28 protein-coding genes are annotated in these 25091 nt (G+C 69.2%); 16 read left to right on the forward strand and 12 right to left on the reverse strand.

The genetic code is table 11. The features are described from left to right. The first annotated feature begins 66 nt into the window (after positions 1-66). The 5 genes from I6A60_RS28990 to I6A60_RS29010 all read left to right on the forward strand — a co-directional run bounded on the left by I6A60_RS28990 (position 67) and on the right by I6A60_RS29010 (position 5680). Entirely contained in the window at positions 67-1563 is a 1497-nt protein-coding gene (locus tag I6A60_RS28990) for an MFS transporter (RefSeq protein ID WP_203022814.1), read from the forward strand. Positions 1564-1700: 137 nt separating this feature from the next. Beyond that, positions 1701-2585, forward strand: a complete 885-nt coding sequence (locus I6A60_RS28995) for a TIGR03620 family F420-dependent LLM class oxidoreductase (protein WP_203042776.1) — start codon at positions 1701-1703, stop codon at positions 2583-2585. 169 nt (positions 2586-2754) lie between these two features. Beyond that, complete coding sequence (locus I6A60_RS29000; protein ID WP_203022816.1) at positions 2755-3078, forward strand: non-heme iron oxygenase ferredoxin subunit; 324 nt, start codon at positions 2755-2757, stop codon at positions 3076-3078. A 97-nt stretch (positions 3079-3175) separates the two neighbouring features. Next, entirely contained in the window at positions 3176-4426 is a 1251-nt protein-coding gene (locus I6A60_RS43725) for a cytochrome P450 (RefSeq protein WP_203022817.1), read from the forward strand. Positions 4427-4453: 27 nt separating this feature from the next. After that, positions 4454-5680, forward strand: a complete 1227-nt coding sequence (locus I6A60_RS29010; RefSeq protein ID WP_203022818.1) for a cytochrome P450 — start codon at positions 4454-4456, stop codon at positions 5678-5680. Between the two features lie 276 nt (positions 5681-5956). Here the strand turns inward: I6A60_RS29010 and I6A60_RS29015 are convergent, their stop codons facing one another. Both I6A60_RS29015 and I6A60_RS29020 read right to left on the reverse strand, forming a co-directional pair. Further along, positions 5957-6100 (reverse strand): hypothetical protein, encoded by a 144-nt coding sequence (locus I6A60_RS29015; RefSeq protein ID WP_203022819.1) that lies wholly within the window; start codon positions 6098-6100, stop codon positions 5957-5959. A gap of 226 nt (positions 6101-6326) precedes the next feature. Continuing rightward, a complete protein-coding gene (locus I6A60_RS29020; RefSeq protein WP_203022820.1) occupies positions 6327-6671 on the reverse strand; it encodes a hypothetical protein in 345 nt (114 codons plus the stop codon). Between the two features lie 16 nt (positions 6672-6687). On the opposite strand from I6A60_RS29020, the gene I6A60_RS29025 reads away from it, so the two are divergent. Then, positions 6688-7239, forward strand: coding sequence for a hypothetical protein (locus I6A60_RS29025; RefSeq protein WP_203022821.1), 552 nt, complete (start codon positions 6688-6690; stop codon positions 7237-7239). A gap of 180 nt (positions 7240-7419) precedes the next feature. On the opposite strand, the gene I6A60_RS29030 is transcribed toward I6A60_RS29025, so the two are convergent. The 4 genes from I6A60_RS29030 to I6A60_RS29045 all read right to left on the reverse strand — a co-directional run bounded on the left by I6A60_RS29030 (position 7420) and on the right by I6A60_RS29045 (position 11369). Next, the gene (locus I6A60_RS29030) at positions 7420-7623 is read right to left on the reverse strand and encodes a hypothetical protein (protein ID WP_203022822.1); all 204 of its coding nucleotides are present in this window, start codon (positions 7621-7623) and stop codon (positions 7420-7422) included. A 394-nt stretch (positions 7624-8017) separates the two neighbouring features. Next, entirely contained in the window at positions 8018-9133 is a 1116-nt protein-coding gene (locus I6A60_RS29035; protein WP_203022824.1) for an ABC transporter substrate-binding protein, read from the reverse strand. Then, the gene (locus I6A60_RS43730) at positions 9130-10176 is read right to left on the reverse strand and encodes a dihydrodipicolinate reductase (RefSeq protein ID WP_203022825.1); all 1047 of its coding nucleotides are present in this window, start codon (positions 10174-10176) and stop codon (positions 9130-9132) included. The genes I6A60_RS29035 and I6A60_RS43730 overlap by 4 nt, the downstream gene beginning before the upstream one ends. Next, positions 10173-11369 (reverse strand): cytochrome P450, encoded by a 1197-nt coding sequence (locus I6A60_RS29045; protein ID WP_203022826.1) that lies wholly within the window; start codon positions 11367-11369, stop codon positions 10173-10175. The genes I6A60_RS43730 and I6A60_RS29045 overlap by 4 nt, the downstream gene beginning before the upstream one ends. A 99-nt stretch (positions 11370-11468) precedes the next feature. Here I6A60_RS29045 and I6A60_RS43735 point away from each other — a divergent pair, with 99 nt between their 5' ends. Next, complete coding sequence (locus I6A60_RS43735) at positions 11469-12122, forward strand: TetR/AcrR family transcriptional regulator (protein WP_203022827.1); 654 nt, start codon at positions 11469-11471, stop codon at positions 12120-12122. Between the two features lie 100 nt (positions 12123-12222). Beyond that, positions 12223-13068: an SDR family oxidoreductase gene (locus I6A60_RS29055; protein WP_203022828.1), complete on the forward strand. Its 846-nt coding sequence runs from the start codon at positions 12223-12225 to the stop codon at positions 13066-13068. A gap of 558 nt (positions 13069-13626) precedes the next feature. On the opposite strand, the gene I6A60_RS29060 is transcribed toward I6A60_RS29055, so the two are convergent. The 4 genes from I6A60_RS29060 to I6A60_RS43010 are packed head-to-tail and all read right to left on the reverse strand — an operon-like array spanning position 13627 to position 15539. Next, the gene (locus I6A60_RS29060) at positions 13627-13962 is read right to left on the reverse strand and encodes a DUF2218 domain-containing protein (protein ID WP_203022829.1); all 336 of its coding nucleotides are present in this window, start codon (positions 13960-13962) and stop codon (positions 13627-13629) included. Further along, the gene (locus tag I6A60_RS29065; protein ID WP_203022830.1) at positions 13952-14692 is read right to left on the reverse strand and encodes an ABC transporter permease; all 741 of its coding nucleotides are present in this window, start codon (positions 14690-14692) and stop codon (positions 13952-13954) included. The genes I6A60_RS29060 and I6A60_RS29065 overlap by 11 nt, the downstream gene beginning before the upstream one ends. Then, the gene (locus tag I6A60_RS29070) at positions 14689-15408 is read right to left on the reverse strand and encodes an ABC transporter ATP-binding protein (protein ID WP_203022831.1); all 720 of its coding nucleotides are present in this window, start codon (positions 15406-15408) and stop codon (positions 14689-14691) included. The genes I6A60_RS29065 and I6A60_RS29070 overlap by 4 nt, the downstream gene beginning before the upstream one ends. Further along, positions 15405-15539, reverse strand: a complete 135-nt coding sequence (locus I6A60_RS43010) for a hypothetical protein (RefSeq protein ID WP_255545350.1) — start codon at positions 15537-15539, stop codon at positions 15405-15407. The genes I6A60_RS29070 and I6A60_RS43010 overlap by 4 nt, the downstream gene beginning before the upstream one ends. A 134-nt stretch (positions 15540-15673) precedes the next feature. Between I6A60_RS43010 and I6A60_RS29075 the strand changes: the two genes are divergently transcribed. The 4 genes from I6A60_RS29075 to I6A60_RS29090 all read left to right on the forward strand — a co-directional run bounded on the left by I6A60_RS29075 (position 15674) and on the right by I6A60_RS29090 (position 18154). Then, a complete protein-coding gene (locus tag I6A60_RS29075; protein ID WP_307873917.1) occupies positions 15674-16855 on the forward strand; it encodes a histidine kinase in 1182 nt (393 codons plus the stop codon). Next, entirely contained in the window at positions 16852-17511 is a 660-nt protein-coding gene (locus tag I6A60_RS29080) for a response regulator transcription factor (RefSeq protein WP_203022832.1), read from the forward strand. Before I6A60_RS29075 ends, I6A60_RS29080 begins: the two co-directional genes overlap by 4 nt. A gap of 104 nt (positions 17512-17615) precedes the next feature. Next, the gene (locus tag I6A60_RS29085; protein ID WP_045877239.1) at positions 17616-17858 is read left to right on the forward strand and encodes a hypothetical protein; all 243 of its coding nucleotides are present in this window, start codon (positions 17616-17618) and stop codon (positions 17856-17858) included. A gap of 74 nt (positions 17859-17932) precedes the next feature. Next, positions 17933-18154: a ribbon-helix-helix domain-containing protein gene (locus I6A60_RS29090; RefSeq protein WP_238436476.1), complete on the forward strand. Its 222-nt coding sequence runs from the start codon at positions 17933-17935 to the stop codon at positions 18152-18154. Between the two features lie 325 nt (positions 18155-18479). Here I6A60_RS29090 and I6A60_RS29095 read toward each other — a convergent pair whose 3' ends face one another. Both I6A60_RS29095 and I6A60_RS29100 read right to left on the reverse strand, forming a co-directional pair. Beyond that, positions 18480-19073 carry a cation transporter gene (locus I6A60_RS29095; RefSeq protein WP_203022833.1) on the reverse strand — a complete coding sequence of 198 codons (594 nt, stop codon included), beginning with the start codon at positions 19071-19073 and terminating at the stop codon, positions 18480-18482. Positions 19074-19133: 60 nt separating this feature from the next. Next, positions 19134-20066, reverse strand: a complete 933-nt coding sequence (locus I6A60_RS29100; protein WP_203022834.1) for a LysR family transcriptional regulator — start codon at positions 20064-20066, stop codon at positions 19134-19136. A gap of 148 nt (positions 20067-20214) precedes the next feature. On the opposite strand from I6A60_RS29100, the gene I6A60_RS44210 reads away from it, so the two are divergent. The 4 genes from I6A60_RS44210 (at position 20215) to I6A60_RS29115 (ending at position 24990) form a co-directional block, all read left to right on the forward strand. After that, positions 20215-20286 carry a putative leader peptide gene (locus tag I6A60_RS44210; RefSeq protein ID WP_374113514.1) on the forward strand — a complete coding sequence of 24 codons (72 nt, stop codon included), beginning with the start codon at positions 20215-20217 and terminating at the stop codon, positions 20284-20286. A gap of 199 nt (positions 20287-20485) precedes the next feature. Further along, the gene (locus tag I6A60_RS29105; RefSeq protein WP_203022835.1) at positions 20486-21871 is read left to right on the forward strand and encodes an LLM class flavin-dependent oxidoreductase; all 1386 of its coding nucleotides are present in this window, start codon (positions 20486-20488) and stop codon (positions 21869-21871) included. A gap of 45 nt (positions 21872-21916) precedes the next feature. Continuing rightward, positions 21917-23278, forward strand: a complete 1362-nt coding sequence (locus I6A60_RS29110) for an NtaA/DmoA family FMN-dependent monooxygenase (RefSeq protein ID WP_238436478.1) — start codon at positions 21917-21919, stop codon at positions 23276-23278. 50 nt (positions 23279-23328) lie between these two features. Next, on the forward strand, positions 23329-24990 hold the full coding sequence (locus tag I6A60_RS29115; protein WP_203022837.1) for an ABC transporter substrate-binding protein: 1662 nt from the start codon (positions 23329-23331) through the stop codon (positions 24988-24990). The last annotated feature ends 101 nt before the right edge of the window (positions 24991-25091 follow it).

The following is a 25091-nucleotide window of genomic DNA, read 5'->3' on the forward strand; positions in this document are numbered from 1 at the left end:
GATCTATAGTGAACGCGACCGTCTACTATCTCGCCAGCTTCCGCGTCTTGACCTAGGGAGGGTACTGTGTCCACCACGTCGCCGCCCAGCGGCACCACGGGCGCCGCCGGCGCCATCAACTCACGGCGCAAGCCAGGCATCGCGCTCGTGGTGATCGTGCTGAGCCAGTTCATGATCGGTCTGGACGGGACCGTCGTGAACATCGCACTGCCGAAGATCCACGAGGCTCTCGGCTTCTCGTCGACCAGCCTGGCCTGGGTCAGCAGCTCGTACACCCTGGCGTTCGGCGGTCTGCTGCTCCTCGGCGGGCGCATCGGCGACATCCTCGGCCGCCGCAAGATCTTCATCGCCGGTCTGGTCCTGTTCGGCGCGGCCTCGGTGTTCGCCGGTCTGGCCAACTCCGCCGAGTCGCTGCTGGTCTGGCGCGTGGTGCAGGGCCTCGGTGCCGCGATGGCCGCGCCGAACTCCCTGGCCCTGGTGACCAGCAACTTCGAGGAGGGTCCCGAGCGCAACAAAGCCTTCGGCGCCGTGGCCGCTTCGTACGCCGCCAGCCTCGCCCTCGGCCTGATCGCCGGCGGCCTGCTCACCTCGAATGCCTCCTGGCGGTGGGTCATGTTCATCAATGTCCCGTTCGCCGCGCTGGTCCTGGTACTCGCCCCGTTGTTCGTGGTCGAGGCGGACCGCCACCCCGGCAAGTTCGACCTCGGCGGCACCGTGCTCTCGGCCGCCTTCATGACCGCCGTGGTCTACGGCCTGCTGCGCGCCGCTGGGAGCGGCTGGAACAACGGCGTCACCCCGGGCCTGCTCGCCGCCGGCGCGGTGCTGCTGATCGCCTTCCTGGTCGTCGAGAGCAGAGCGAGCCAGCCGCTGATGCCGCTCGACCTGTTCACCAGCCGCAATCGTGCAGGCGGCTACTTCAGCCTGATCGGCCTGGTCGGGACCATGTCCGCGATGAACTACTTCGTCAGCCAGTACCTGCAGGACGGGCTGCGGTTCAGCCCGGCGTCGGCTGGCTTCGCCTTCCTGCCGATGGCCGCCGCAATCCTGTTCGCCGGCGCCCAGGCCTCCAGGCTGCTTGGCAAGGTCGGCGCCAAGCCGCTGATCCTGGTCGGCATCGTGCTGATCGGCGGCGGCATGGTCTGGCTGTCCCAGCTCTCGGACTCCACCACCTACGTAAGCGGTGTGCTCGGCCCGATCCTGCTCTTCGGGATCGGCGCCGGCCTGGCGTTCACCGCCATCTCCGCCATCATCCTGGGCGACGTCTCCGGGAGGAACGCCGGTTCCGCGGCGAGCGTCCTCGAAATGATTCAGTGGATCAGCTTCACCCTCGGCATCAGCGTGCTGGTCACCGTCTTCGGTCCGGTCCGCCGGCACGCCGCCGCGAAGGCCCCAGGCAACGCCAAGCACGCTCTGGTCGAGGGCATGAGCGCCGCCTTCGCCGCGTCGCTCATCTTCGTGGCCCTCTCGATCGCGATCGCCCTGATCGTCATCAAGCCGGCCGCCGCCGCAGCCCCCACCGCGGCCACCGAGGAGACTCCGGCCCAGGCCGAGCCTGCCGTCTGACCGCCGGCACCCGGACCACCGATACTCCCGGCCACTGAATGGCCGGGGGTATCGGTGTCCGCGGACCCTTGCTGTCGCTTTCGCAGACGTCCCGAAGTCGCCGGCTCGGCTTCGTGAGATAGGAAGTGAACTCACTCATGGTCAACGGGAAGTTGGGGCTTGGAAAGCTCGGCCTGTGGACGAACCAGTTTGATGATCTACCAATCTCGCAGGTCCTTGCGGCGACCGTCGAAATCGAGGAGCTCGGCTACTCCGCTCTGTGGCTCGGCGAGGTGTCCGGACGCGAGGCGACGACCCAGGCGGCGCTGCTGCTGGCGGCCACCTCCCGGATGACCGTGGCGACCGGCGTGGCCAACGTCTACGGCCGCGACTCGGTGACCATGGCGCAGGCGCAACGGACGCTGCTGGAGGCTTTCCCCGGCCGCTTCGTGCTCGGGCTCGGGATCAGCCACCCATGGCTCGTCGAGCAGGTCCGAGGTCTGACGTTCGGCCCGCGGGTGCCCACGATGCGGGCGTACCTCGACAAGATGGACGCCACGCATGTCGGCCCGCCCGAGGCGGAGAAGCGCGGCCCGCGGGTGATCGGCGCGGTCGGGTCCAAGATGCTCACGCTGGCCGCCGAACGAGCCGACGGCGCGCTGCCGTTCGTTGTGCCTGTCGAGCACACGGCGCAGACCCGTGCACTGCTTGGTCCGGACGCCTTCCTCGGCGTGATCCAGGGCGTCCTGCTCGGACCGGAGAACGCCAACACCCGTCAACTGGCCCGCAACTTCGTCGCGGAGTCGCTGCCGAACCGGGCCGACATGCTGCGCGCACTCGGCTACTCAGTCGACCTGACCGGCCCAGGCGCCGACCGGCTGATACGCGCGATGGTCGCCTGGGGCGACCAGGACGCGATCACCCGCCGCGTACAGGAACATCTGGACGCGGGTGCCGACCACGTCGCGCTCTCCGTGATCGGCACTCCGCCGAAGATGCTGCCCACACAGGAATGGCGCGCACTGGCCGGACTGCTCGGCTGACCGGCCACGCCGTCCCACGGTCCGAATACGTGGGCTGCGGCCCCGACATCGTGCCAGGGGACAACGGCCAACCGCCGGGGGCCGCGGCCGCCGTATTAGCGCCGTTTTAGACGCCCAAGTCATTCTCTCGGAACCGACTGCCCCACCCCGAAGACGACCTGGAGCTGGGATGAGTCTCACCTACGTCCGTGTGTGCGCGCTCGCCGATGTGCCCGAGGACGGAGCGCTCGCGCTCGATGTAGCTGGAACCAGCGTGGCGATCGTGCGCAGCCAGGGTGAGGTACACGCCATCGAGGACCGGTGTACTCACGCCGACGTCCCTCTGTCCGACGGCGAGGTCTACAAGGGTGCCGTCGAATGCTGGCTGCACGGCTCCTCCTTCGACCTGCGTACCGGCAAGGCCACCTGCCTGCCGGCTACCACTCCCATCGCGGTGTTCCGCGCCCAGGTGGTGGACGGTGAGGTACTGGTCAGCCTGGTGAGAGAGAACTGACGGCAAGGGTCCCCGTCGGGCACTTTAGCGGAACCAAAGCGGAAGGCACGAGCATCGTGCCAGGCACACCAACCTCCACTCACCGAAGGGGTTCTGCGTGACCGAGTCTGCCGCGCCCGAGGTCAATCCGTACAAGTTTCCGTTCCCGGAAGGGCCCGACCGGTTCCCGTTCCCGGACGGCCCGATGTCCAGCCCACCCCCGGAGTTCGCGCGCCGGCGCCGCGAGTGTCCGGTGAGTGAGGTGACCCTGCCGATGGGTGACAAGGTTCTTCTCGCCGTCAAGCATGGCGACATTCAGTCGATCATGAGCGACGACCGCCGGTTCGTGCGTGACCTTTCGGAGCCCAATACTCCGCAGTTGTTCCCCAACATGGAGGTCCTCGAGGACCCGACCATGTTGATGAACATGCACGGAGACGACCACCTGCGCCTCCGCCGGATCATCAGCCCAGCCGTCAATCCGCGCCGCATCGACGAGTGGCGTCCCGAGATCCGCGAGATCATGAACGAGATCCTCGACGAGATGGAGGCCAAGGGCTCTCCCGCGGACCTCATGAGCGAGTTCGCCGGCAAGGTGCCGATCCGCTTGGTGCTGCGCCAGTTCGGCCTCCCGGACACGGATGGCGCCCTTCTGCGGCGCTGGGTCAGCACCTGGCTGTCGGTCGCGATGCCGGAGGAGATGGCCGCGGTGCGCGAGGAGTTCACCGCGTGGGTCGTGGCGACGGCCGCCCGATCTCGGGCGAACCCGGGCACCGCGCTGATCGACCGGCTGGTGAACGCCCAGGACGACGGCGACCGGATGTCCGACCGTGAGCTGGAATCGATGATCCGCTCAATGATCGCCGGCGGCATCGAGAGCATCGGCAACGGCATCAGCCGCTCCGTCTTCACCCTGCTGCGCGAGCGCGAGCACTGGGAGCACCTCCTCGCCAACCGCGAGCTGGTGCCGACGGCGGTCGAAGAGCTGATCCGGGTCAACCCGCCCGGCGGAGGCTCAGTCGGCCTGATGCGCAAGGCGGCCGAGGACGTCGAGCTGCCTTCCGGGGCCGTGATCCGCAAGGGCCAGTGGGTCCTCACTCCGGCCGTCGCTGCCGGGCACGACCCGGAAGCCTTCCCCGAGCCGGAGAACTATCGCCTCGACCGCCCGAAGCTGCCGTCCACCATGATGTTCGGTGCTGGCCGCCATTTCTGCCCCGGCGTGCACTTGGCCAAGGCGGAGATCGAAATCGCCCTGGACGTGCTGCTCGAGCGCTTCCCCAGCCTGCACATGACGGTGGCTCCGGAGGACCTGCCCTGGAACAACAGCACCTTCACGATCGGCCTGCCCTGCCTGCCGGTTGCGTGGTAGCCGGGACCAGCACAGGAAGGATACGCCATGTCCGAGCAGCCTCAGATGGATGACACCCCGGCACAGTTCCCCTTTCCGGATGGCCCACTCGCCGGGCCGCCCCCGGAGTTCGCCCGCAGAAGGGAGGTGTGCCCGCTGAGCGAGGTCACCCTGCCCACCGGTGACCGGGCGATGCTCGCCCTCAGGCATGCGGACATCCAGCAGATCATGAGTGACGACAAGCGCTTCACCCGTGATTTCTCCGCGCCGGACGCCCCGCGCCTGTTCGACAACATGCTTCTACTGGAGGACCCGTCGCTCCTGATCAACGTCCACGGAGAGGACCATATCCGGCTGCGCCGAATCACCGCCTCGGCTTTCACGCCGCGCCGGGCCGAGGAGTGGCGTCCGGAAATCCGCCGGATCATCGAGGAGCTGCTCGACAAGGTGGAGCAGGCAGGTGCTCCGGCCAACCTGATGGACTTTGCGTCCGAGCTGCCGATGCGGCTGATCTGCCAGATGCTCGCCATCCCAGTGGAGGACGGCGAGCAACTGAGGAAGTGGGTCGCCGCCTGGCTCTCCTTCGCCATGCCCCGCGAGGAGCTCGACCAGGCGGCACTCGAGTTCGACAACTACGCGCTCGCGCTCGCTAACCGTCGACGGGCCAATCCCGGTGATTCGCTGATCGACGATCTGATCAAAGCGCGGGACGTCGACGACCGCCTGTCCGAGGGCGAACTGGTGTCCGCGATCAGGAGCTTGATCATCGGTGGCAACGAGACCATCGCGAGCTCGCTCAGCCGGATCGTCTTCAGCCTGCTGCGTGACCGGGACTCCTGGGAGGCGCTGAAGGCAGACCGGTCACTGCTCCCGGTGGCAGTCGAGGAGCTGCTGCGGCACAACCCGCCCGGCGGCGGGGGCAGCGGGTTGATGCGACTGGCCACCGAGGACGTGGAACTCGTCTCCGGCGCCGGCACGATCCGCAAGGGCCAGGCCGTCTTCACGCCGCTGGTCGCCGCCGGGTACGACGCGGAGGCATTTCCGGAGCCGGAGCGGATCAGGTTCGACCGGCCCAAGTCGCCGGGCACAATGCAGTTCGGCGCGGGGCGCCACTACTGTCAGGGCGCGCACCTCGCCCGGGTCGAACTCGAGGAGTGCCTGACGGCGCTGCTGGACCGGTTCCCGAACCTCCACTTCGCCACCGCCCCCGAAGACCTCGCCTGGTCCGAGGGAAGCTATGGCATCGGTCTGCCCGAGTTGCCGGTCGCCTGGTAGTCCGAAACGAAGAGCCTGTGCCCCGGGGGCCGATCCCGGGGCACACGTTTCGCGTGCAGGGTCCAGCGGTGTCAGGAGATCCACAGCCGGACCTGGTGTTCGTCGACGGCGGTGAGTCCTTTTCGAACGCCTGGCCGGGATAGGCACGGCTGCTCCGCAGGACCGGTCACGAGACGTGTGACGCCGGCGCGGGCGTCGTGACGGTCGCTGTGGTACCCGGGTTCCGCAGTTCGTGGTACCACGAGGGCGACACGGGACCGTTGACGTCGCGGCTGGTCATGCCGCCACCTTCTCCAGCTGCCAGAGCATCTCGTCGAGCCAGCTCGTCCCGGCTGCGGTGACCAGGAGCGACGGCCGGCCGACCTCGACGTGGGCCGCGGTCTCATCCAGCCGCGGACACTGGCTCACCGGGTGCGCCACGCGCAGAAGAATGCGCTGCCGTTCGCACCAGCCTGCGTGAGCAGACCGCGGCTTTGCGCGTGGCCCTGGACCACGGCCAGGCGGGCCGGCCCGAGGTGGAGCGGCTGCTGCTGACGCCGGCGGACACCCGGCTATTCGTCCCGCTGCAGGTGATGCTCCGGGAGCTGCGCCCCGGGGATCGGCTGTTGGGCACTCCGGGACGGGGTGGACCTTGTCGGAGGCGGCGCTAGAAGGTGAACCAGGGCTGGGGCAGGTACTGGACGACCCCCTCGCAGATGCACGCGACGAGGATGCAGCCGAGGCCGACCGCGACGGCGATCCAGCGCGAGACGCCGGCCGCGACGATCCCGCCGACGAATGCCGGCAGCGAGCCGAGCAGCCCCATCTTCAGGAAGAGGCCCGCATGGGTCCGGATCTCGACCGGACCGCCCCAGTCGACGTTGTAGTGGCGGTCGAGGCCGGCGGCCCACCGCAGCAGATAGAGCGTCAGGAAGAAGCTCGCGAGAGACCCACCGCCGATCGCCAGAACATTGCGCAACCGGCTCCAGGTCGAGGACGGTGTCGGGGACACGACATCTCCTGTCGTCATGCCCAAGCGCGATCTCTGGACGGCAGGGGTGGGGGCCGATGTCCTCATCGGCTGTGAGATGGGCATGGAAGTCAGTATTCTTGCCGGCTCCGGGAACCGCCTGAGCGCAAATACTCAACTTCGCCGCATGGTGGACCTCGGCGACCTGGTGATCGTCCCAGTGTCGCGCCCCGCCTCGAACCTGCCGGGACCGCCTCAACCGCGACATGCCCTTGCCTGTGAAACGTGGCAGTACCGCGTCACCGCTGGGGCGGACGTGGTGGACGCGACCAAGACGCCCATCGCGCGCGCTTCTTCCGGCCAAACCTTCTACCGCTCCCTCGACCCCACCGTCCAAAAGGCCCCATACCGCTATTGCGGAACTCTTGGCTACGGCGGCCCAGCAGGTTACGTGCTCCAGGAGAAGCTGCAGTTCGTCCAGGAGATCTGCGGCCCGAGATGGGCCCAGTACGGATCAGAAGGTTGGGGATTCGAGTACCTCCGAGCGCACCCGGCTGACCTGGGCGTTTGCCGCACCGCCGGTCTGCACCCAGGTTGCGCATCCTTATAGTTACTGGTGGCCGCCGCGGAGGAGACGGTCCGCGTCCGTCCGGACCGCGCCGGGCTATTGCGCACACTCGTCGGACGCCCGGCGCGCGGCCGCGATCGCCCGCACCAGGTCCGCCTTCGACGCGTCCGCGACGACTCCGATGACCGACTCGTCCGCCGGGTTGATGTTGAGGTAGGTGGCTCAGGCTGGCGGCCACCGGTAGGCGCCGAAGACGGGGGCGGTGACGACGCCCGGCGGCGCGGCACGCACCTCGGGGATCGCCCGGATGGCGGTGGTGGCGACGGCAAGCTGGCCCCCGGCGACGCCCGGTAGGCCCTCAAGGTGGTCGTTGCCGATGCGGAGCTCGAGTCGCAGAGGTGGGACGCCCTCGACGACGACCCGCACGAGGAACTCACCGTCGAGGCGGCATGGAACCGGGCGCCCGAGCGGCGGCAGGCGGCCCGCACCCGCTCGTCGACCGCGGGGCCGAAGGTCGGAAGGTGGTTGTAGGACGTCGTGGTGATGACGTCCTTGCCAGACTCGAGCAGGGCGACGATGTCGTCGGTGTTGGTGTTGTGGGCGAAGGCCTTGCTCGCGGCGTGCAGCACGAGGTCGGCGTCGAGCGCGAGAATCGACGTCCTGTCGTCGGTCGCGAGCACCCCGACCAGCGTGCCGGCGTCCTGGCCGACCTTGCCGGGGCTGTAGACGAACAGGCCGACGAGGTCCAGGTCGGGGCTGTCGATGACCTGTCGCAGCTGGGCGGACCCGACCGCGCCGGTCGCCCACTGGACGACTCTGGTCATGGCGTGACGGGTGGCTCGATGAGGCCCTCGATGGTGGCGTGCAGGACGGTGCGGCTGCCGTCGGGCAGCACGCGGCGCGCGACGAGGAACTCGCTGCCGACCCAGCCATGGCGGATGTAGCGACCGAACCGCAGGCGGGTTCCGGGGGCGCCGCTCGCGGCCGGCACCATCTTGATCTTCTCGAGGGCGTCCTTGACTCCCGGCCCGGTCAGCGGGCGCGCGCCGGCGATGGCCAGCAGCATCATCCGGGCCACGTCGTAGCAGTAGACGGGGAAGAAGTACGCGGGACGCCGTCCGTGCTGTGCCTCGAACTGGTCGAGGAACGCCTTGGCGGTCTCGTTGCGCTCGTCGTACTGGTCGAGGCCGATCCAGCCGGCCAACTGGTTGCGCCACCAGTCGCTGACCGCGGCGAACTCGAACGCGGTGGTCGTGTAGCGCGGCGGCAGCCAGCCGATCTCGGCGAGCGCGTCGTTCATGCCGGGAATGCCGAGGCCGAACCCGACATGCAGGATCGCGTCCGGCCGCTCGACGGCGAGCAGCTTCATCGCCGCGCCTTTCTCGGCCTGGACCTGCGGGATCGGCACCTCCGCGGTGATGCGCAGACCCGCCTCCTTGCAGGCCACCCGGGTGGTGCGCAGGTACTCGTTGCCGATCAGGGAGTCCTCGAAAGCGATACCGACGCTGCGGGCTCCGTCGAGGGCGGCGACGGTGGCCATGATGATCGGTTCTTCTTCCATCGACCCTGCAGGCAGGCCGAACACCCATTCGCCGAGCATCGTCTCGGACGCACCCATCGTGATGCAGGCGACCTCCGCCGTCGCCTCGACATGATCGCGCAGGGCGACACCGTTCTCGGACACCCACGGGCCGAAGATCACCAGGGCGTCCTCGGCGACCAGCTCGTCGAAGGCGTCCCGCACGGCACGGAAGGTTCCGTTCGGCAGGCCCTGCACGGCTCGGACGACGAACTCGACCGGCCGTTCGAGCAGGCCGCGGGCTAAGAAGTCGTCCACGACAAGCTGCAGCGACGGCAGGATGTTCTCGTCGTAGCCACCGTCGTCATCCAGGTAGTCGATGAGCAGGCCGATCCGCGCCGGCGTCACCACACTCATGCCAGTCTCCCCACGAAGTTCGTCACGTCGGCCAGGTCGAGCACGCCGGTCGCCGCAGCCCGGACGGCCGGGATCGCGTGGACCGCGTGCATGGCGGTCGCGAGGCACCCCATCTCGGAGTGGTCCTCGCCTTTGGTTCCGAGAACGAGGGTGCAACGAAGGCTCGGCGTGCCGTCCAGCTCGATCTGGTAGCCCTCGCCGGGTGCCGACCACTCCGGCCGGATCCGCGGTGCCATCCAGGTCACGTGCTCGACGGCGATGCTGACGGGGCCGCAGTCGGCCAGCACGCCGAGCCGCATCGCCCCGACCGTCCCGGCCGGGATGGTCCCGGCGGCGACGGTGAGCTCGGTGTCGGTGACGGCGACCTCGCGCACGGGCCGCACCGAGCGCAGGTCAAGGCCGAGGGCCTTGGCGAGGATCCTCGCCGTGCTGGTGAAGACGCCCGCGGCGCGGCTCGGGTCGCTGAGCGCGGCGGTCGTCGAGTCCGGGGCCTGGCCATAGCCCATCACGTCGAAGATCAGCTGTGTGCTCGGGTACGCCGCATAGGACAGGTGTTCCCGCACGGAGATCCGGTCGCACCCGAATGCCAGCCGGGACAGCACCGGGGCGACGGCCTCGCCCCAGAAACCGGGGAAGAGACCGAGGCCGAGGAAGCTGCTCCCGCCCTTCTCGCAGGCGGCCGTGAGGGCCTGGTGGTGTTCGGGGCCGAGAGACTGGGCGTCGATGAACGGGCTGCCGGTCGCGATGACGTCGGCGCCGGCCGCCAGCAGGTCGACGGCGTCGCCGACACAGGCCGCGACGTTGTTCTCGACGCGGGCCATGTAGAGCACGACGTCAGGGTCGAGAGCGAGGACGTCGGCCTTGCTGTCGGTCGCTCGGATTCCCGTCGGCGGCCGGCCGGCGAGCTCGCCCGCGTCGGTGCCCACCTTGTCGGGGCCGTAGACCCGGACGCCGACAAGCTCCAGGTCCGGTGCGTCGATCACGGCCCGCAGCGCCAGGCGGCCGGTCGTTCCGGTCGCCCACTGCACGACGCGGCTGCTCACGGCGCCCACGACAGCTTCAGATCGGGGACGTAGCGCAGCGGCGGAAGGTAGGTGACCTCGTAGCCGGGGGTGAGCGTGTACTCGGGAATCCGCCGGTGCCATTCCCGCAGCGCGATCCGCAGCTCGCGGCGGGCGAGGTGGGACCCGAGGCAACGGTGCACGCCGCCGCCGAACGCGAGGTGGCGGTTCACCGTGCGGTCGAAGCTGACCGTGAGCGGGTCCGGGAACTCGGCCGGGTCGAGGTTGGCCGCGCCGAGGTTCACCATCACGTGGTGGCCGGCGCCGACCGGCTGCCCACCCAGGACGGTGTCCTGCCTGGCCCACCGCACGACTGACGGAACCGGGGTCTCCCAGCGCAGCAGCTCTTCGACCGCGACCGGGATGACGTCCGGATCCTCTACGATGCGCCGCCGGTGGTCGGGATGCTGGGCGAGAAACGCGAAGAAGCACGTGAGCGAGTCGGTCACCGTGTCGAGCCCGGCCGTGAGCAGCACGAAGCAGATCGACAGGAGCTCGTCGCGCCGGAACCGGCCGCTTTCGGTCTGGGTGCTGACGAACAGCGAGAGCAGGTCGTCGCGCGGCGCCGCGGCACGCTCGTCGAGGACGGCGCCGAAGTAGGCGTAGACCTGCTGCGCGGTGTCCCGCTGGATCGCCGAGCGCTCGTGCGGCGGCATCGAGGGGTCACCCGGGCGCAGCAGCCCGTCGCGGAAACCGACGAGGGTGTCGAGCTCCTCGAACGGCAGCCCCAGCATCCCGAGGAAGACCGACGACGGAAACAGCTCGGCGAGCTCGGCGGTGAAGTCGCAGGACCCTCGCTCGACGAACGTGTCGATGAACCGGTTCAGCCGGGCGGCGATGTCCTCCTCCATCGCGATGACGCGCCTCGGCGCGAAGAGCGGATCCAGGAACTTGCGGTACACGGAATGGTCCGGCGGGTCGATGCCGAGTGGGATCAGCGGCAGCGTGTTGCCCTGCTCGATGAGGTCCTTCGAGGAGTACAGCGCCCTGTTGCGCAGCGTCTCGTCGGCCAGCGCTCGGCTGTTCGCCATGACCCCGTCCCCCAGGCGGATCGCCCCCTCGGCGACCAGCAAGTGGTTGGCGGGTTGCGGCTGCGTCGACGTCGCCGTCCCGCCGAAGCTGGCCACGAGGTTCACGAAGTCGAGCTTGGCGACCGGACCGTCGGCCTGCGTCATCCACGCCCCTCCCATTTACGTTAGACAGTCTTACGTGAGACCCGTTAACGTTAAGCTGTACGGTAGGGACAGTCCAGCCGCGACCTCCACGGGGAGTACGTGACCGACACCGAGCCGGCCTCGCGCAAGCCACGCGGCAGGCCCCGCGACCCACATGTCGAATCCGTCGTCCTCGACGCCACCCGTCGGCTACTCGGCCAGAACGGCTTCGCCGCCACCACGGTCCAGGAGATCTCCCGCCGATCCGGCGTCAGCGTCCCCGCCATCTACCGCCGCTGGCCCTCCCGACTGGCCCTCATCGAGGAAGCCGCGTTCGCGACGCTCACCCACACGACCCTGGAGCCCACCGGCGACCTGCGAGACGACCTGCGCGAACTGGTTGGCGCGTTCGAGGCGAGCTTCGACACCCCCGCGGCCCGCGCAGCCATTCCCGGCCTCGTCGCCGCCTACCAGCGCGAATCCCCGCCGCCGGCCCAGTGGCTGCAGTTCTCCCTGCGGCCGCACTTCTACGCCATCGTCAAAGCCGCCGGCATCGACCCCGGCCTCGACGTCGACGAGATCTTCGACGCCATACACGGGATCATCCTCGGCCGGATCTTCATCCCGCTCGTCGCCGCGCGCCGAGGCTCCGTCGACAACATCGTCGAGATGACCGTCCGCATCCTGACAGCGCCGGCGCACGCGGAGCCGCCACCTTCACCAATCGGGCCTCCGTTACCCGCGCGGGACGCCGACGTCGTTGGAGAGTCATGACCGTCCCCGTACCTGTCACGTCGTCGGCCGCGGTCGACGCCTTTCACACAGACCCGCACGGCCCATTACCCGGGTTCGCTCGGACCCGGGATGACGCGCCATGACGACCGACACGCGGGTAGTCGTCCTCGGAGCGTCCAGCGGGCTCGGCCGAACCATCGCCCTCGGTCTCGCGCGCCGAGGTGCCCGGGTCGCGTTCCTCGCCCGTCGCAAGGAGCGCCTCGACGCGGCGGTCGCCGAAGCGGGCACGACCGCCGTCGCCGTCACCTGCGACGTCACCGACGAGACGTCCTGCCGAGACGGGATCGCCGAGTCGGCCGCGGCCCTCGGCGGCATTGACGCCCTCGTCTACGCGACCGGGATACTGACGGTCAGCCCGATCGAGGACGTGCACGCCAGCACCTGGGCCAGGCTGTTCGCGACCAACGTCACCGGGGCGGCCCTCGCCACCTCGGCCGCGTTGCCCTTTCTGACGGCCTCTCGCGGCGCGGCCGTCTACCTGTCATCCGTGAGCGCCTCGCTGACCCCGCCCTGGCCCAACATCGGCGCCTACGTCACGTCCAAGGCCGCCCTCGACAAGCTCGTCGAGGCCTGGCGAGCCGAACACGGCCACATCCGGTTCACCCGGCTGACTGTCGGCGACTGCGCCGGCGGCGACGGCCACAGTGCCAGCGAGTTCGTCAACGACGCTGACCCGACGCTCATCACCGACGCCGTCAACGAATGGCTGCGCCTCGGCTACATGACCGGCAACCTCATCGACCCGGACGACCTCGTCGACGCCGTCGACACCGTCGTCCGCTGCCGCAGCGCCATACCCACTCTGACGCTCACCCCCACCAGCTCGCCATCCACCACCCAGGACGACTCGAAACCAGTCCGCATCAGCGCTCTAGACGAGCTGGTGAAAGCGGTCCAGCCCCAAAGAGGGAGTCCTGAGTCCTGACGGCCCCAGTCCCACTTGCGGGGGCCGCACCTCCCGAGAATCCCTGTATTGGCGGCAGCCGCTGAATGCCTCCGTCTCGCTGGAGTCGGGCTCAGCCCTTGCCTCTCTCAGCCGACGAACAATGACGGTCGCCCCGACGCTTGGCCAGAGGCCAGCCGCTTCGAGATCGCCCCCGACTACGGCCTCTGGCTCAACCGCCCCAAACCCAGCCCACTGCTCAGTGTCGATCGTGAGGAAGTCGCAGGCCAGCACGCCTCGGGCCTGGTCGCGTAGGAACTGCGACCAGCTCGGACCGCCGTCGCGGCGAGGGGCCGGGCCCAGGCCGTGGCTGCGAAGGAGGCCGAGAAGCCTGCGCATGGGCAAGGGCACCACTGCCGATGCCATGCCCGTCATGATCCCCGACGTGCTCGTCCGCGCAGCTCAGCGCCCTGACCGTCCAATTGCACCCCAGACGGCCCGACGGCGCACGAGAGCGGTGCCGACGATCCCGATGTTGGTCACGCAGACCGCACTGGGCGGTGGGCGCCGACGGAACGGCCCGGTGCTGGCCGCGTCCGCCTACCAGGCCAGCCTCAGTCCTTCCCGGGCGCCGATCGTCTCCAGCCGGTGGGTGAGCGCCGTCTTGATCTGTTGCAGACTGTCGGCGTCCGTGGCGTCGGCCGAGAGGATGAGCGCGTCGTCATTGGCTTCGAGCCGGCAGGTCCCGCGGTCGAACTCAAGCAGGGCAGCGTTTCCGCTCAGGGTCACGGTCCGGATCTGGGGCAGACCAGCACTGCTGTGTCGTGCTTCGTGGCGGTGTTGGATGGCGTTCAGGTGGCCGCACAACTGGGTGAGATATCGGGCCGCTCGGTCCGTGGCGACGCGCCCGTCGGCCCTGGGCGACTCAGGCGACATCGCGTCGACCGGTCGCCAGCGTGGCGGCGGCGAGCGCCGCGACCGTGTACGCCACCAATAGCGCGCCCGCCATACCGGGGGTGCGCAGCGCGCCCGCGCGGTCCTGCCCGGCGAGGGCCTGGGCAAGAGCGCCGGGAACGAACCGGTGCACCGCGGGCAGGTCTGTCAGCAGGTTCTCCACGAACAGCAGCCAGGCGAACAGCGTGACGAGAGACGGTACCTGCGCGCGGATGACCGCGCCTACGGCCAGTCCCACGACGGCGAGCAGCCCGCCGCCGAGCGCGCCACCGCCGAGGAGCTGCGCGTAGTCGCTGGCGGTGAGCCGGACGCTCAGCCCGCGCAGGTCCAGTGCAACCGAGCCGACGGTCGCGACGGTGCCGGTCGCGACCAGCCCGACGAGCAGCCCGGCGGCGAACACCGACACCGTCTTCGCCCTGATCACCGTCGCGCGGCGCGGAGTCGCCAGGAAGGTCGGGCGGATGGTTCCGGTGCGGATCTCGGCCGTGATCGACAATGCGCCCAGCAGGGCGGCGAACAGCACGCCGAGGTTGACGGCGACGTCGATGAAGATGCCCCGTTGGTCGGATCTCGTGGTCAGCTGGCTCGTCGAGAGACCGTAGGCGTGCAGTGCGACGGCGAGCGCGGCAAGCCCGACGAGCGTGGCCAGGATCGCCGTCGCCGTCGGCGTTGTGGTGAGCTTGGCGAGTTCGGAACGTAGCTGGCGCCTCATGCCGTCGCCGCCGCGGTGAGCGTGAGGTAGGCGTCTTCCAGGGAGCCGTCCTGGGCGAAGTCGGCGATCGGCTGGTCTGCGACGAGCCTGCCGCGATTGATGATGAGGACGCGGTCGACGGTCTGGGTGACCTCGGCCAGGACGTGGCTGGAGACGAGCACGGTTCCTCCCTGGTCGGCGAAGGTGCGGAGCAGGGCGCGCAGCCAGTGCACCCCGGCTGGGTCCAGCCCGTTGATGGGTTCATCGAGGACGAGAAGCGCCGGGTCGCCGAGCAGGGCGGCGGCGAGGCCGAGCCGCTGGCGCATTCCGAGCGAGTAGGTCCGCACCGGTCGGCCAGCCGCGTCGGTCAGTTCCACGGTCTGCAGCGCCATCTCGACCCGGGTGCGGTCGATGCCGGCGGCGAGGGCGAGCACGCGCAGGTGGTCGCGGCCGTTGCGGGCCGGGTGGAAGTCGGCGGATTCGAGAATGGCGCCGACGGTGCCCGCGGGGTCGGTGAGCTCGACGAAGGGCCGGCCCAGGACGTGGGCGGTGCCGCTGGACGGCGCGGCGAGTCCGAGCAGCAGCCGCAGGGTGGTCGACTTGCCGGCGCCGTTGGGCCCGAGGAACCCGGCGATCTGGCCGCGGTCGAGTGCGAACGTCAGGTCGTCGACGACGGGCCGGCCGCCGTACCGCTTGGTGAGCCCCTTGACGGCGACGACCGGTGCCGGGCGGCTCATGGACGCCGCCGCCGCACCACGAGAACCACGACGAGCGCGACCACGACGACAACGCCGATGATCGCGATGTGCAGGACGGGGTGGTCCGCGAACCCGGAGGCGGTCGTGGAGGCCGTCGGAGCCGAAGTCATCACCCCGCGAACGCTAGAGACGCGGGCAGCGCCGGAAAACGCCCCGACGGCTGATCTCGGATGTCCCCACTGCGTCCACTCACCTCCCCCCACAGGGGGATTCGGGGACCGCGAAGGGGAACTACGCTCGCCGGGTGGCGACCGAGGCCGGCTTGTGGCACTTCTTCACTTCCCCAGCCGCCGCGCCGGCCCGGCGGCGGCGCCCGCGCGTCGTCGACATGGTGATCGCTGCCGCGACGTTCGCCGGCTGGTTCGTTCTGCTGTCCCACGGTGATCGTTTCGAGACGGCGGATCTGGTCCTGCTGGTGGCCTCGACGCTCCCGCTGTCCGGGTGGCGGATCTCGCCGACCAGTGCGTTCGCGGCCAGCGCGATCGCGGCGCTGGGCCTGGCCGCGCGCGGCCAGGTGCTGTGGCCGCCACTCGGGCCCGCCGTGGCCCTCTATCTCCTGGCGGCAAGCAGGGACACGGCCACGCCGTGGTCGCGGCGCGGCGCAGCCACCGTGATGGGCCTACTCGCCGGCTACCTCACGATCCTGGTCGCCGCTGTCGGCTGGGTGGCGAGCGACCTGGCCCATCTGGTCCTCGGCGCCACGGCCGCATGGTTCGCCGGCGAACGCAGCCGGCTACGCCGCCAGCAGATCACCGACCTGCACGACCGGGCGCACCGGGCCGCCGAGTCGGCCGCGGCGCAGCTGCGGCTCGCCGTCGCCGAGGAACGCGCCCGGATCGCCCGCGACCTGCACGACTCGGCCGGACACGCGCTGAACGTCATCGCGGTCCGCGCCGGCGCGGCGCGGCTGCGCGGCGACCCACACCGCGCGCTGGCCGCGTTGTCCGACATCGAGACCGTCGCCCGCGACACGGTCGCCGACATCGACCAGATCATCGGCTCCCTGCGCGCGAGCGAGACGCGGCCCGCCGCCGGCGAACCGCCGATCGGCCTCGCCTCCGCCGATGCTCTCATCGCGCAACACCAGGCGGCCGGCCTGCGGGTGACCATCTCCCGACAGGGCGACCAGAGCGCCCTCGGTAGAACCGTCGACCAGGCGGCGTACCGCATCCTGCAGGAAGCGCTGACCAACGCCGCGCGCCACGGCACCGGAACCGCGACCGTCACGATCTGCGCCGACGCCGGGGGCCTTGTGTTGACCGTGACCAACCCGGCAGGCGACGCCGCGAGCGGCACCCTCGGCGGACACGGCATCCCCGGCATGCGCGAACGCGCCCACCTGCTCGGCGGCACCCTGAGCGCCGGCCCCAGCGGCGACGAGTTCCAGGTCATGCTGCGGCTGCCCCACTCCAGGCGAGCACCGTGACCAGGATCGTCATCGCGGACGACGACCACCTCATGCGGGCGGGACTCGTCGAGCTCGTCACCGTCGACCCATCCATCCAGGTCGTGGGCGAGGCGGCCACCGGCCGCGAGGCTGTGACACAGACCCGACGCCTGCGGCCAGACGTCGTGCTCATGGACGTCCGCATGCCCGACCTCGACGGCATCGCGGCCACCCGCGAGCTGGCCAGCCGCGCGCCTGACACCCGCGTCCTGATCCTCACCACCTTCGAACAGGACGACTATGTGTTCGGCGCCCTGCGGGCCGGCGCCTCGGGCTTCCTGCTGAAACGAACCCGCCCCGAGGACCTCATCGCCGCCGTACACACCATCGCCGCCGGCGACGCCCTGCTGTCCCCGTCCGTGACCCGCCGCGTCATCGACCGCCTCACCCGCCAACCCGTACCAGACCTGGCGGGCACACGGGCACTGGGCGACCTCACCCCCCGTGAGCGCGAGGTCCTCGAACTGATGGCGCAAGGCCTGTCCAACCGCGAGATCGCGCGACAACTGGTCGTCGAGGAGTCCACCGTCCGCACCCACGCCAAACGGGTCCTGGCCAAGCTCGGCCTACGCGACCGCATCCAGGCAGTGATCTTCGCCTACGAGAACGGAATCAACCAGCCCGGCCGGAAATGACCAAGGAAGGTCACCGGTACCGACGGAACGCCGTGGTCCGCACGACGTCGTCGTCGATGCCTCCGCCGGGCGACAGGTCATCAGTTTCGTATTACGATTGACGCGTGGAGATCCACCGGTCGGCCCGCAAGCATGGCGTGGCCGACGGGGACATCCGCCACGCCACCGAGCGGTACCTCGTCGCCTACTCCCTAGACGACGACGGACCGCCCTGGCGCGAGTTGAGGCTCGGCCCAGCCAGGGCCGGCAACCTGCTGGAGATCGTCGTCCTGCTCCTCGACGACGGCACGGAACTCATCATCCACGCGATGCGGATGCGTCCCAAATACCGGGATCTCCTGCCGTGACCAAGGAGAACATGACGATGACCCCTGAGAAGGAGCAGAGCCGCACCACTCGCGGCGTACCCGTCACCACCGAGATGATTGACGAACTCGCGGCCGAGGCCGAAACCGGCTACGACGTCGCCGCTCTACGCCGTCGAGGCGGTAGACGACCACTCGGCTCCGCGCCCGGCGAAGTCGTCCCCGTCAGACTCGAGCCAGAGCTACGCGAAGCCCTCACCGCCCGCGCACGCGCCGACCACACCAATGCCAGCGACGTGATCCGTCAGGCACTCCGCGCGTGGCTCGACGTCGCCTGATGTCGGCGGCGCCCGCTCGGCCTTCCGGACGACAGCCAAGCTGACAGCCGAGCCCGCAGACGCGAGCGGACGTCCACGGACATCGGTGGATCGTCCGAGGTCAACGAACGCAGGGTCGCACGCCCGGCAACCGGCGACCTTGGCCTCAAACCACCACGTCGTCGTCACGCTGCTGGCCGACCGGCAAGCGCGGCGACGACTGGCCGCGCTCGCATCGGGATCACGCGGGCGACGATCCGACGCTGGCAGCAGGAAGGCCGCTCAGTACAGACAGTGTCGGGGCGCTGGATGGTTGTGATCAGAGCCGCCATCGACGACTCCGGGCTCAATGACGGTGGAAGACGATGTCCTTCGCCTCGCGGGCCGCGTAGTACACCAGGACGTACCCGGCGGCCGGATCCGCCCACCACCAGCCGAACGTGGCGTTGAGGACAAGGCCGAGCAGCACCGCGGTTGCGAGCAGGCCGTCGATCAGCGTGACCCGACCCTCCGTCGCCAGCACCGGGTTGCCCAGCGCGGCGCCCGTCCGAGACTTCCCCACCGCGAGAGCGAACATCACCGCCGCGGTCGCCGCGGTCCAGACGATGCCCAGCGGCGAGTGATGCGGGCGGAACCCGGCCACGAGCGCCCAGGTGGACTGCACGAGCAGGTAGCCAGCCAGCAGAGCGAAGCCAACCCCGATCAGACGCAAGGCGCGGCGCTGACGCTCCTCGCCGCTGCCGGACAACTCCCACAACACCACGGTCGAGGCGCCGATCTCGATGAGGGAATCCAGACCGAACCCAGCGAGCGCCACCGAACGCGCGGTTAACGCAGCCACCAGAAGCACCGCGATACCGATGACGTTCCAACCGAGGGTGGCGTACTCCAACGCAACACCGCGGCGCAGCAGCCTGCCAGACATCTCCACCGTCGTCACCGACCCACCCTCGCAAAGACACCGGCGCGACCGGGGTACCGCTGGCCACGAATCCAGGGCTCAGGCACAGGGTGTAACGCCCGGTACGCTCTGCGCACCGGGACTGGCGGCGCGGCGGCACAGGTGGTCCAGCAGCTCGCGAACGGCACCCGCGAGCCGGGCCTTGCGCCGGTGTAGCGCGACCATGTGAACGGTCGCATGGTCTCCAGCAATCGGACGAGTGTGGATCAGTCCGGTCCGCTCCAGCGGGTCGCCTCGCACGCTGAAGTCGGGAAGGATGGTCAGGCCGATCCCTTCGGCGACCATGAGCTTGCCCATCTCGGCGCCGTCGGTGGAGTTCCAGACCGCCGGTTGCTCGGCGCCGAAGAGGCGGTGGGCGAACCGGTGCATGAGGTAACCGGCGCGCATCGCGATGAACCGCTCGCCGCGCAGGTCCTCGACGGTGACCGCGTCCTCGTCGCACAACCGGTGTCCCGCGGGGAGGACCACCACGGGCCTGCCGACGCACAGGACGATGACGTTCATGTCCGGCGGTGCGTCGTCGCCGTCCAGCAGGTTGACGAGCCCGAGGTCGAGTGTCCCCTCCTCCAGGCCGGTCTGGATCTCGTCCTGCTGCAGGTTGCGGACCTCGACGGTGGAGCCCGGCCACTGGTCCTGGAAGCCGTGGATCGCGGGTAGCAGCAGCGAGGCCGTTCCGGCGTTGACCGTCCCGATGCGCAGCTTGCGGCGGGCCGCGAGGCTGTCGCCGGCGGTGGCCTTCAGCCGGTCGACGGAGTCGAGCACATCGACGATGGGTTGCAGCAGCTCTCGTCCGGCTTCGCTGATTCGCGCCCCGGACCGGTGGCGGTCGAGCAGCTCGACGCCGAGCTCGCGCTCGAGCTTGCTGATCGCGTCGCTGAGCGCCGGCTGCGAGACGTGCATCCGCTCGCTGGCCCGGCGAAGGGAGCCGAACCTCGTCACGGCCGCGATGTACTCAAGCTGTTCGATGCGCAAGGCGGGCTCCGTGATCGACGAATCCGAGTGGGGGATAGCCGAAGGCTGGCAGTCCGGGCCTCACGTCCGCTAGTCAACTTAGTCTATGGTTTAGCTAGACAAGCGCGACTGCAACACAGCCGTCGTGTGCCGGTAGGAGGACGTAGACATGGAGCGCCTGGGCCTGGTCGCCCGCCGCCACGTCGACCTCCTGCGTACCGCCAGCTGCCTCTGTTGGTGAGCTGAAGCACCCGCGTGCCGCCGTCCGATGACGTGACGGTCTGAGCCGCCGCACTTCCACCGGGTAGTCCTGATCCGCCAGCCGGACTCGACTGCCCAGGTCTTCTCCCGGCCGTCCTCCTTCGGCCGTCCTTCCCTGCTCGCGCACGCGGTCATCGTCGTCCGCCTGACTTCAGGCTGCCTCGTCCTGTGGAGAACCCATGTCCCGCCCCGTTCGCCCGCTTGCCTTCGCGGCCTTCGTGATGAACACGACCGGCCACATCATCCAGGGCACCTGGCGTCGCCCATCCGCCCACCAGACCGACTTCAACAGCCTCGAGCACTGGGTGAACCTCGCCCGCATCCTGGAGAAGGGCAGGTTCGACGCGATCTTCTTCGCCGACGTCGTCGGCCTCTACGCCCCCTACCGCGGCGACGAGCGCAAGTACTTCGAGGCCGGCCTGCAGGTACCGAGCAACGACCCGTCGGTGCTGGCCAGCGCGATCGCCTACGCCACCGAGAATCTCGGCATCGCGTTCACCGCGTCGATCCTGCAGGAGCATCCGTTCAACTTCGCCCGGCGCATCTCCACACTGGATCACGCCAGCAAGGGCCGGATCGCCTGGAACATCGTCACGAACTACCTGCCGAACGCGTCGCGGAACTTCGGGCTCGAGGGACTCACCAAGCACGACGAGCGCTACGCGTGGGCGGACGAGTACGTCGACGTCACGTACAAGCTCTGGGAAGGGTCATGGGAGGAGGACGCTCTCCGCCAGGACCGTGAGAGCGGGATCCACGCCGTCTACGACAAGGTCCACCGGATCAACCACGAGGGTCCGCGTTACAAGGTCGAGGGCCCGCATCTGGTGAGCCCGTCGCCGCAGCGCACGCCGCTGCTCTTCCAGGCCGGTGCGTCGGAGGCGGGCCGGGCGTTCGCCGCCCGCAACGCGGAGGCGGTGTTCATCACCTCGCCGAACATCCAGGCGGCCGCCCGCGACACCGCCGACATCCGCGCCCGTGCCGTGGCCGTTGGCCGACTTCCCGACGACATCCGGTTCTTCCAGGGTCTCTACGTCGTTCCCGCCGCCACGGAGGCCGAAGCGAAGGCCAAGGCGGCCGAACTCGACGAGTGGATCGACTACGACGCGCAGCTGTCGCACATGTCCGGCGCGATCGGCATCGACTTCGGGCACGAGGACCTCGACACCCCGGTCGGAGAGATCCGCACCGAAGGCGTACAGAGCATCGTCGGCTGGATCAAGGATCTCGTCACCGACCGGCCGGCGACCCTCCGCGATGTCGCGCATTACACCGCGACGAACACCCGCATCGTCGGAACGCCCGAGCAGATCGCCGACCGACTCGCGCAGTGGCAGGCCGCCGGGGTCGACGGCATCAATCTCATCAACGCCGAGATCCCGGGAAGCTACGCCGAGTTCGTCGACCACGTGATCCCGGTGCTGCGGGAACGCGGTCTCGTCCAGCGGGAGTACCGGCCGGGCACGCTGCGCCAGAAGCTCTTCGGCGGCGGCGATCGGCTCCCGGACCGCCATCCCGCCGCGCGCTACCGCGGCGCCTTCACGGCGCAGCCGGTAGGGCGGTAGCGCACGGTGGCCGAGAAGAAGCGCCTCATCCTCAACCTGTTCGAGATGAACTGCGTCAGCCACATCACCCACGGCCTGTGGCGGCTGCCGGACAACAACCGGGAGCGGTTCAACGACATCGAGTACTGGATCGAGCTGGCGAAGCTGCTGGAGGACGGCGGTTTCGACGCCGTGTTCCTCGCCGACGTCGTGGGCACCTACGACGTGTTCCGCGGCTCGGCGGACACCTCGATCCGCGAAGGCCTCCAGATACCGAACAACGATCCGGCCGTCGTCGTGCCGGCGATGGCGGCGGTCACCAAACACCTCGGGTTCGGCATCACGTTCTCGACCACCTACGAGCCGCCGTTCGCCTGGGCTCGGCGGCTCAGCACCCTCGACCACCTCACCAAGGGCCGGGTCGGCTGGAACATCGTGACCTCCTATCTGCCCAATGCGGCCCGCAACTTCGGGCACTCCGGCGAGGTGGAGCACGACCACCGCTACGAGATCGCCGATGAGTACCTCGACGTCCTCTACAAGCTGTGGGAAGGCTCCTGGGACGACGACGCGATCCTCGCCGACCGCGAGGGCAACGTCTTCGCGGATCCAGCGAAGATCAGGGCGATCTTCCATCACGGCAAGCACTTCACCGTCGAGGGGCCACACCTGCCGTCGCCCAGCCGGCAGCGCACTCCGCTGCTGTTCTCCGCGACGGCCTCCGCCGCGGGCACCGCCTTCGCCGGAAAGCACACCGAGGTGGTCTTCACCGGCGGACCCACCAAGGAGTTCGTCCAGAAGACCATCGAGAACGTCCGCGCCGCCGCGGTCGAGGCCGGTCGCGCGGCGCACGACGTCCGCTTCGTCGCGATCGGCTCGGTGATTGTCGGGCGGACCCAGTCCGAAGCCGAGGCGAAGCGCGCCGAGTTCGACCGGCTCAGCAGCGTCGACGGCCAGCTGGCGCACGCGGCACTGCCCTGGGACCCGACGGCCTACCCGCCGGAGACGAAGCTTGGCGACGTCATCGGCGAGGACGACGGCGGCATCGGTCGCTGGCGAGACGTCGACGGCGAGCAGACCGTCGGGGAATTCCTCGCCGGCTTCAGCCAGGCCGGCCGGGGGCCCTTCGCCACCACCGGCACGCCCGAAAAGGTCGCCGACGACATCGAGTCGTGGCTCGACGACGTCGGCATCGACGGCATCAACCTGCTCCAGTACCACTCCTATGACACGGCCAAGGACTTCATCGAGCTGGTGGTCCCGGTGCTGCGCGAGCGAGGGCGGCTGCGCACTCATTACGACGAGTCGGAGAGCCTGCGCGACAGGGTCTTCGGCGCGGGCGACCGGCTCCCTGACCGTCACTACGGCGCCCGCTACCGAGGCGGCACCCATCTTCCCGCCGATCGGGCGGCAGCTTTTTCAGGCTGACTACAGCCGCGCCGAAATTTTCCAATAAACAGAGAAGAGAAAGAATTCAGATGAAGACGCTCAGACGCCGACGCGGCGCGGTGCCGGGAACCGCCGCCGTCCTGGCGCTAGTGACCGGACTGGCTGCCTGCGGCGGCGGCTCGTCGAGCAGCGCCGCCGGCTCGTCCGGCAAGCCCGTGCAGGGTGGTGTCATCTCCTACGCCCACGTCCAGGAGCCGCCGTGCGTCTTCGGCGGGTGGATCCAGCAGGCCTACATCTCCCGCAACGTCCTCGACGGCCTCGTGGCCGAAGCCGATGACGGTTCGGTCGTCCCCTGGCTGGCGACGTCGTGGGAGAAGTCCGCCGACGGCCTGAGCTACACGTTCACGCTGAAACCGGGCGTGAAGTTCACCGACGGGACTCCGCTCGACGCGGCCGCGGTCGCCTGGAACTTCGACTTCTGGGAGACACCGCCGGATCCCACCAGCGGCAACTCGACGGCGAAGGTCTCCCTCGACCCGTACTACAAGGGCGCGAAGGCCATCGACGCGACGCACGTCGAGATCGACCTGAACAAGCCCTACGGCGAGTTCCTGCGGCTCATCACCCAGGGCTACTTCGGTATCCAGTCGCCGACCGCCTTCAAGAAGGAAGGGCTCAAGAAGAACTGCGAGCAACCGATCGGGTCGGGTGCATTCACCGTCGCGCAGTGGAAGCACGGTGAGGAGATCGTTCTCAAGCGGAACCCGAACTACACCTCCTGGCCGGCGAACGCCAAGCACAAGGGCGCGGCCTACGTCGACGAGGTGGACTACAAGTTCGTCCCGGACAACGTCTCGCGGTACGCCTCGCTGGGCACCGGTCAGTCGCAGGTCGTCTACGAGGTCCCGACCGCCCAGTGGAAGGACGCGCAGAGCAAGTACCAGACGATCAAGTACATCACCCCGGGCCATCCGCCGTCGTTCTTCCTCGACACGACGGACGGCCCGTTCGCCGACAAGCTGGTCCGCCAGGCGTTCGCCTACGGCGCCGACCGCAAGGGCGCGGTCGAGGCCAGCTTCCACGGGGTCATTCCCTACGAGGGCAACCCCGCGGTGAGCCAGTCGACGCCGGGGTACAACGCGCAGGCCGCCCAGGACTACCCGTACGACGCGGCGAAGGCCAACGCGCTGCTGGACCAGGCCGGCTGGGTCAAGGGCGCCGACGGCATCCGGACCAAGGACGGCAAGCCGCTGACCATCAGGATCCCCTACGGCGCCGGAGTGATCCTCCCCCAGGAGGCAACGGCCGCTCTGCAGATCCTTCAGCAGCAGTGGAAGCAGGTCGGTTTCGACGTCAAGCTCATCCCGTTGACGCAGGCTGACCTGTTTGCCGGAAAGGACTCGGCGCCAGGCACCTTCGACGCCTCGCCGTCGTACTGGACGAGCCCGAGCCCGGCGATCCTCTGGATCGTCTACCGGCCGTCGACGAAGGCCGAGCCCAACGGCAACAACGGTTCCTTCTTCAACGACGACCAGCTCTCGCAGGTGATCCAGTCAGCGAACGCCGAGCAGGACCCGGCGAAGTCAACTCCGCTCTACCAGCAGGCGCAGCAGATCGTCCAGGACAACGCGGCCGGCGTCGGGTTCTACACGCAGTACTCGCTGTACGCCTACTCGAAGAACCTGCACGACTTCTGGCTGGAGCGCAGCCAGGGCGAGCCGGTCTTCGCAGACGCCTACTACACCAAGTAATCAAGAATGACGACACTCCTCGAGGTCCCGGAGCCCGCGGTCGACCCCGCGGGGGGCGGGGGGGTTTTGCCCGCTGGCGCGGGCGGCGCTGGTGAGCGGGG

This window comes from Frankia sp. AgB1.9, from assembly GCF_016786355.1.
GTDB lineage: Bacteria > Actinomycetota > Actinomycetes > Frankiales > Frankiaceae > Pseudofrankia.